Source organism: Thermogutta sp. (genome assembly GCF_014359955.1).
Lineage (GTDB): Bacteria > Planctomycetota > Planctomycetia > Pirellulales > Thermoguttaceae > Thermogutta.
Map to the genome: position 1 here is coordinate 1 of NZ_JACIYL010000386.1, position 4,105 is coordinate 4,105.

The 4,105-nt window shown below is 58.7% G+C and carries 4 protein-coding genes; 2 read left to right on the forward strand and 2 right to left on the reverse strand.

The window, feature by feature from the left end; all coding sequences use genetic code 11:
* Nucleotides 1–677, forward strand: a 677-nt coding sequence (locus tag H5U08_RS11750; RefSeq protein WP_297033225.1) for a sugar phosphate isomerase/epimerase, incomplete at its 5' end; no start/stop codon positions are given.
* A 123-nt stretch (nucleotides 678–800) separates the two neighbouring features.
* Here H5U08_RS11750 and H5U08_RS11755 read toward each other — a convergent pair.
* Nucleotides 801–2,771, reverse strand: coding sequence for a sigma-54-dependent Fis family transcriptional regulator (locus tag H5U08_RS11755; protein WP_297033227.1), 1,971 nt, complete (start codon nucleotides 2,769–2,771; stop codon nucleotides 801–803).
* 420 nt (nucleotides 2,772–3,191) lie between these two features.
* Between H5U08_RS11755 and H5U08_RS11760 the strand changes: the two genes are divergently transcribed.
* Nucleotides 3,192–3,764: an O-acetyl-ADP-ribose deacetylase gene (locus tag H5U08_RS11760; RefSeq protein WP_297033229.1), complete on the forward strand. Its 573-nt coding sequence runs from the start codon at nucleotides 3,192–3,194 to the stop codon at nucleotides 3,762–3,764.
* Nucleotides 3,765–3,806: 42 nt separating this feature from the next.
* On the opposite strand, the gene H5U08_RS11765 is transcribed toward H5U08_RS11760, so the two are convergent.
* Nucleotides 3,807–4,105: type II secretion system F family protein (locus tag H5U08_RS11765; protein ID WP_297033231.1), on the reverse strand; the 299-nt coding region annotated here is incomplete at its 5' end.

The following is a 4,105-nucleotide window of genomic DNA, read 5'->3' on the forward strand; positions in this document are numbered from 1 at the left end:
GGGAACTAACCGCACGCGGCCTGAAAATCGCCACGTTTTCGGGGACGTTCAATATGGCCCATCCGGATGAGGGCTACCGTCGCGCATATCTCGCGCGGTTGGCGACGGTTTGTTCTGTGTGCCGAGATTTGGGAGGAACAATCGTGGCGGTGTGTACCGGAACCCGAGATCCGCTGGACATGTGGAAGGGGCATCCGGACAACCAAACACCCCAAGCGTGGGAGGACATGTCACGAACGATGGAACAGGCCCTAACGCTGGCTGACCGGTACCAGGTCGTCCTGGCCTTCGAGCCGGAGACCAACAATGTGGTGGACTCTCCTCAAAAGGCGCAACGGCTTTTGGGACAATTCCAGCATCCGCGGTTGCGGGTCATTTTGGATCCGGTCAACATCCTGCCCGAAGTTGGTTCCGCCGATCGAAACCAAATTCTGGAGGAAGCTGTCAGACTGTTGGGTCCCGCTATGGTGGCTGCCCATGCCAAGGACGTCATCCGCACCGGGATGCCTGCGCGATCCGGCGCACCGCTTGTCGACTACTCTCGTTATTTACGACTGTTGCATGACCACAGATTCGACGGGCCACTCTTGATTCACAGCGTGGCGGAGGACGACGTGCCCCGGGTGATTGCTTTCCTGCGAACAACGGCCGAGGAATGCAGGATCCGCCTCGACTGAATGGGGGCATGCTGCGAGGCGGAAAAGCCATCTCTGGCTCGTCGGGAACTGGGTCAGCTCATCGTCCAGTAATCGGCCGTCCCTTTGCGAGGCTGGGCGAAATTGTGAACGGGAGTGACGCATTCAATCGGCGTCGGTATCTTCGTCGGCTTGCTGCTCGGCGCGCTGGACGCGAATTCCCAGTTGGCGCATCTTGCGATAGAGATTGGCCCGGTGGAGTCCCAGTTGCCGCGCCGCCAGTGTCACGTTGTTTTGAGTGGATTGGATGGTGCGGCAAATGTAGGCGATTTGAAATTGCTTGGTGGCCTCACGGAGTTTCAGCCCAGGGGCGATTCCCTCCAGCGGCATGACCTCACGGCGGAGTTCACCTGTCAGACCGAGGTCCGCAACTTCGATTCGGGAGTGGGGGCACAGATAGGCGATTCGCTCCATGGCGTTGCGCAGTTCTCGGACGTTGCCGGGCCAGGAGTACTGGAGGAGGAACTGCTTCGCTTCCGGCGATAATTCGGGAACAGGTCGCCGTGCTTTAGCGCAAAATTCTCGCAGGAAGTGTTCTGCCAGAAGGATGATGTCCTCACCCCGATCCCGGAGGGCGGGAATCTGCAAAGTGACCGTGTTCAGCCGGTAAAACAGATCCTCGCGAAAACGTCCTTCCTTCACCCACTGATGAAGGGCGCGATTCGTGGCGGCGATCACCCGGGCATGCACAGGAATCAGTCGTGTTCCGCCAACCCGGGTCACCATTTTTTCTTCCAGAACGCGCAACAACTTGGCCTGAGCGGCCGGGCTGAGTTCCGCGACTTCGTCCAGGAAGATCGTCCCGTTATGGGCGAGCTCGAATTTGCCGGGACGGCTTTCATGGGCGTCGGTAAACGCTCCTTTCTCATGGCCGAAAAGTTCGCTCTCAGCGAGGCTCTCCGGAATGGCCGCACAATTGACCGCAATAAAAGGATGCTCGCGGCGTTCACCCAAATAGTGAATCAGTTGGGCGACGACTTCTTTTCCGGTGCCGTTTTCTCCCAGAATCAGAACGGGAAGATCCGTTTCGGCCAATCGGTCGATTTCCCGCCGCAGGCGAAGGATTCCCGGCGACCGTCCGACCAATTGCACTCGACCGGCCATCTCGTCCACGATCTGCCGCCGGGTCAGCAGCACCTGCTCGTAATCGCGGACGCTTTCCAGAGCCGCGGCGGCCTGCTCCGCCAGCCCCAGGAGAGACTCTTCGTCTTCTTCAGTGAACTCACCATTTTTCTTGTTCATGACCTCAAACACGCCCAGTATTCTTCCGGTGCGCGTTTTCAAAGGCACACACAGCAGGTTTTCCGTGTGGTAACCGAGCTGGCTGTCCACACGCCGATCAATGGCTCGCTGCTCGGGTGACTCCCGTGCCACACGCATTGGTCTTCCCGTATTGAGAACCCGTCCCGCGATGCCAGCGTCGTCCGGTATCCGAAGTTCATCTTCCACCCCGAGAGCGGGCCGTCCAATGAGCAAACGCGCCTGACGGTCCCAGAGAAAAATGGTGGCGCGATCTGCATGAAGGAACTCGGCGGCCGTCTGGGCGATCTCCGTAAGCAGCGGTCGGAGTTGCCGTACCTGCGACCAGCGCTGTGTGATGCGCAGGAGTGTTTCCCGTTTCTTCAACTCTTCCGCGATGCGTTCCCGCTGGCTGACAAACCCGACGGCAGCAGCAAGCGTCTCCGCGACTTCCCGCATCGTCTCCAGATGGGCTGTGGTGGCCATCGGTTGAGGGAACCGGGCCACCAGCCAGACGACTTCCGGACGGTCCATTGGCAAAGAAAAGGCACACCAGGACCCATTGACCCAGGGCTCGCTCCGGTCAGCAAGACCGACCCAGCGATGCTGATGCTTATCGTCGGCGTGCCCGGATTCGGAGATCCAGCCGCAGGTGTGATGTTTTCGATCGATGCCCAGCAGCCCCACGAAATCAGCTCCGAGCGCCACCCGGAGCGTGGGGGTTTGCGCCTGGAGATAGGTGCGTGTCTCGTTTGCATCGCATGCCGCGATTAAGATCTCGCGCAGCAATCGCTCACTTGTCGAGGTCAACGAAAAATCAGTCTGTTGGACATTCACCGGAATCACTCCTTTTACCGCGCCGCATCCTTCATGAGATCTTCCCTTCAACACAGAGAAAGGAACGTGGACTAGCGGGGCAATCCTCCGCGGCTAGCCTATTGTATCGCGCTGGGGAGCCTGTTCCTAGAACCGCATTGTTCACACTTTTCTACCCAATCGGCCGCACGAAACTTCGATCGTGCGTCACAATCGCTTGCAGTCTGTTGCGAAATGTCCCAAACGTGTCAGCGGTAGGGAGATGTCAACCAGCCACTTCGACTCGATTGCCGGTGACCTTCCACATTACCCGCAGTCCACGATAATGTATCCTACAGGGTCGTCGCGCAAGCAAGCCGGATGAGCAAATAAGTAACGGGTGAGAGCCTGGCCACGCCTTTTTGCAGCGCGGCTGGTCCTGAAAGATGGGAGATGTGCTCCATGGCGGCCAAATGTGAAATCGGGAATTGTCTCCTGGAATTGGTGGAAGGCGACATCACGGAGCAGCATGTGGATGCGATCGTCAATGCTGCCAACAGTCGGCTGGCAGGTGGGGGCGGGGTCGATGGTGCCATCCATCGCAAAGGGGGCCCCGAAATCATGGCGGAAACACGGGCAAAATACCCGCAGGGTTGTTCCACAGGCTCGGCAGTTATTTCAGGTGCCGGTCGGCTTCCTGCGAAATTCGTCATTCATGCGGTGGGACCTATCTATCGCGACGGTCAACATGGGGAGCCAGAACTGCTCGCGAGTGCCTACCGTCGGTCGTTGGAGCTTGCCGTGGAACACGACTGCCGCTCGGTGGCATTTCCTGCCCTCAGTGCTGGTGCCTACGGCTATCCGTTGGCAGACGCTGCCCGCGTGGCACTCAGGACGGTCATCGACTTTCTCAAAAACCATGGGAAGCCAGAACTGGTGCGATTCGTGCTCTTCGGAAAACCGGCGTACGAAACCTTCGTGAAAGTTCTTCAAGATATCGCTGGCTCAGACCGGGTTGTTGTCGAATCCGAATGATCCAGCGAAACCGGCGAACCGGTGGCCCCAGGAACCTTCGCATCACTGGGGGATTGCGCTGTAAATCTGTCCGATGTAAAACAAGGCCAGCCGGAAAATCATGAAAATCATGATCCCCGCAATGAGGAGTGTGACCATCACAGCGCCCACCACGCTGAGGATCTTCATGGCCCGACTCGCGCGCTCCATGCAGAGGCGACTGAGCCGTTCCAGGACCTCATCCACTTTCCCGCTCTCTTCCCCGACGCGGAATGCATCGAGCCAGTCCACCGGAAACAACCCGGTGTTTTCGAAGGTACGAGAAAGGGCGTGTCCGGCCTGGATCGAGGCCCAAACGGGAC

Excerpts from the sequence above, each read along its gene's own strand:
- H5U08_RS11760 (WP_297033229.1), top strand. The coding sequence starts at position 3,192 with ATGGCGGCCAAATGTGAAATCGGGAATTGTCTCCTGGAATTGGTGGAA.